Raw genomic sequence first — 3,209 nt, 5'->3', positions numbered from 1 at the left:
CGCCTGCTGGCGGTGGTCACCCGGGCGCGGGTCGCCGGCGAGGTCGCTGAGAGCCCCGACGGCGTCCGCCTGGTCCGCGCCGCCAACCGTGCCCGCGGGCGGAGACGGACGTGACGTCAGCGGCGCTCACCCGACCCGGCCGAGCGTCCCCCGGCGACCTGCGGCCGCCAGACGTCATCGAGGAACGCCCGGATCTCGCCGGTCAGGCGGGTGGGCCGGGTCCGCAGCTCGACAGCGGATCGGGCGCGGATCAGACGGTTGTTGGGCAGCTGCTCGGCGAGGCGCTCGGCGTCGTTGAACGGGTGCAGGGCGTCGCGGCGGTGACCGACGATCAGTGACGGCGCCTGGATCGTCCGTCGCTCGTCGATCCTGGGAGCCAGCGGCCCGATCACGATCCCGTGCAGCACGGCGGCGATCTCGTTCGGCCGCATCGAGGCGGCGTTCAGGAACGTGTCCAGCTGACCGAACCCGGTGCGGGGCACGCGCCGGACGACGGCGGTGACGAGCTCCGCGACCGGCCGCCCGAAGCGCACACCGAGCAGCAGCGGCACGAACAGGGCCGCCGCTGCCGGTCCCGCCCACTCCAGCACCGGCATCTCGACGATCAGCCCACGGACCCGCTCGGGGGCGGCCGCGGCGACCTGCAGCGCCACGTTGGCCCCCAACGACGTCCCGCCGATCACGGCCTCGTCCACCTGGAGGTGGTCGAGGAGGGCCACCACCTGGTGGGCGTAGGAGTCGATGCGGTGCAAGGAGGGGTCGAGGGGCCTGTCGCTGCGGCCGTGGCCGAGCAGCTCGAGGAGGACGACCTGGTGCGCGCCGGAACCGGCCAGAGCCATAGCCAACGCCCGGCTCAGGTGGGCGTCGAGGAGCAGGCCGTGCACCAGGACCGTCACGCGTGGGCCGCTCCCGTGCGTCTCGTACACCAGCTGGTGCCCGCCGTACGTCAACCGCTCGACCGCTGCCACGACCGGCTCCTGTCTCGTCGTGGACGGCACCCACCGTACGGTGGATCGGCCGCGACGACCCGCCGTCACACAGCGCCGCCCCCCACAACGCATCATCACCCACTGCACTTGACTGACGATGACATCGCCATCACCATGAGGACATGGTCGACGACGCGACGGCGGGTGACGCCCCGAGCGCCACCATGCCGCCCGCGTGGCGCGAGGCGCTGGCCGCGTTCCTGCGCGCGGTCGCGATCGACCACGACCGCAGCCCGCACACCGTCGCGGCGTACCGCGCCGACGTGCAGCAGCTCGCCGGGTTCTGCGCGGAGCACGGCATCGACGCACCGGCCGAGGTCGTCCAGCTGGTCCTGCGCCGGTACCTGGCCTGGCTCGGCGAATCGGGGTACGCACGGGCCTCGGTGGCGCGGAAGGCCGCCGCGGTGCGGACCTTCTTCGCGTTCTGCCGCCGGCGTGGTGATGTCGCGCGCGACCCGGCGCGGTTCCTGGCGACGCCGAAGCAGGGCCGCTCGCTGCCGCGTGTGCTCCGCCCCGACCAGGTCGAACGGCTCCTGGCCGCCCCGGATGCGGCGACGCCGCTCGGGCTGCGCGACCGCGCCCTGTTGGAACTGCTGTACGGGGCCGGCGCTCGCGTCGCCGAGGCCTGTGGCCTCGACCTCGACGCGGTGGACCTACCGGGCGGACAGCTACGGCTGCACGGCAAGGGTCGCAAGGAGCGGCTGGTCCCTCTCGGCGATCCGGCGGTCGACGCGCTGCGGGCCTACCTGGCCCAGGGTCGTCCCGCGCTCGCCGCCGCTGCCGGTCGAGCCAGCCCTGCGGTGTTCCTCGGCACCCTCGGATCGCGGCTGGGGACCCGCGGCGCACGGACGGCGGTATCACGCGCCGCACGTGCGGCCGGACTCGGGCGGGTCACCCCCCACACCCTCCGCCACAGCTACGCCACCCATCTGCTGGAGGGCGGTGCGGACCTGCGGTCGGTCCAGGAGCTGCTGGGCCACGCGACGCTGGGGACCACCCAGCGCTACACCCACCTGTCACGGGGCCACGTGCGTGAGGTGTACACCGCCGCGCACCCCCATGGCCGGAACGCCGGCTGAGCCACCGCCAGCCCCGGCGGGGAGGTGGACGCCGTCCCGATTAGCATGCGACGGGACGGGGCGCGCAGGCTGGTCCCGACACACCCGGAGGCAGTGGTGGATCGCGACACCCGGACGCTGTGGGACCGCTACCAACGGTCGCGGGACGCCGAGGTCCGTGAGTCGTTGATCCTGACGTACGCCCCGCTGGTCAAGTACGTCGCTGGTCGGGTCGGTGTGGGCCTGCCCCGCAACATCGAGTTCGGCGACCTGGTGTCCTACGGGATGTTCGGGTTGATCGACGCCATCGAACGCTTCGATCCCGACAAGGGCGTGAAGTTCGAGACGTACGCGATCACCCGGATCAAGGGGGCGATCATCGACGAGCTGCGGTCGGTGGACTGGGTGCCGCGGTCGGTGCGTACCAAGGCTCGTGCCATCGAGCGCGCGATGCAGCACCTGGAGGGAGTGCTGCAGCGCACCCCCACGGACGATGAGCTGGCTGAAGAGCTGGGCGTCTCCCTCGCCGAACTGCACGCGACGCTCGAGCGGGTCTCGTTCACCGCGGTCGTGGCGCTCGACGAGACGCTCAACGTCGGCGACGGTGGCGAACGCATCGCGCTGGTCGACACGATCCAGGACCTCAGCGCCGTCGGCCCCGAGGAGCGCCTGGATGAGATCGAGACGTTGCGGCTGCTGGGCGACGCGATCCGGCGCCTGTCTGAACGCGAGCAGAAGGTGGTCGCGCTGTACTACTTCGAGGGACTGACGCTGGCACAGATCGGCGGGGTGATGGGCGTCACCGAATCGCGGATCTGCCAGATCCACACCAAGGCGGTCCTGTCGCTGCGCGCCAAGCTCCTCGACCGCATCGCGGGGTGACGCCGGCGCGCTGTGTGACCGGCGGCAGGCAGGCGCCGCCGTCGACCGGCGCGATCCCGCGAACTCCACAGGCGAGACCGCACCACTCCCGCGCCGCCACGAACGCCATCTAGGATCGTCGCCAGCCGTGGGGGGCCAAGGAGCGCCCCCTGCCGTCGTCTGGTGCGGTCCGCGCCGTGGCGATCACGCTGGTCGCGGCCCTCGTCCCCGCAACTGCCGCCGCACAACCCGCGCCGCCCGCGACGCCACGGACGCGGGCGACGACGCCCTACGTCGCGCC

Annotated in this window: 3 protein-coding genes; 2 read left to right on the top strand and 1 reads right to left on the bottom strand. The window is 72.9% G+C overall.

Annotated elements, in window-relative coordinates; translation table 11 throughout:
- Positions 1-116 precede the first annotated feature (116 nt).
- On the bottom strand, positions 117-968 hold the full coding sequence (locus tag M3N57_08965; GenBank protein MDP9022809.1) for an alpha/beta hydrolase: 852 nt from the start codon (positions 966-968) through the stop codon (positions 117-119).
- A 143-nt stretch (positions 969-1,111) separates the two neighbouring features.
- Between M3N57_08965 and M3N57_08960 the strand changes: the two genes are divergently transcribed.
- Complete coding sequence (locus tag M3N57_08960; protein ID MDP9022808.1) at positions 1,112-2,068, top strand: tyrosine recombinase XerC; 957 nt, start codon at positions 1,112-1,114, stop codon at positions 2,066-2,068.
- A gap of 96 nt (positions 2,069-2,164) precedes the next feature.
- On the top strand, positions 2,165-2,929 hold the full coding sequence (gene whiG, locus M3N57_08955; protein MDP9022807.1) for an RNA polymerase sigma factor WhiG: 765 nt from the start codon (positions 2,165-2,167) through the stop codon (positions 2,927-2,929).
- Positions 2,930-3,209: the final 280 nt, after the last annotated feature.

This window comes from Actinomycetota bacterium, assembly GCA_030776725.1.
Lineage (GTDB): Bacteria > Actinomycetota > Nitriliruptoria > Nitriliruptorales > JAHWKO01 > JAHWKW01.
This window is presented reverse-complemented; position numbering and strand designations above follow the sequence as displayed.

Coding starts and splice junctions, on each gene's coding strand:
- M3N57_08960 (MDP9022808.1), top strand. CDS start 1,112: ATGGTCGACGACGCGACGGCGGGTGACGCCCCGAGCGCCACCATGCCG.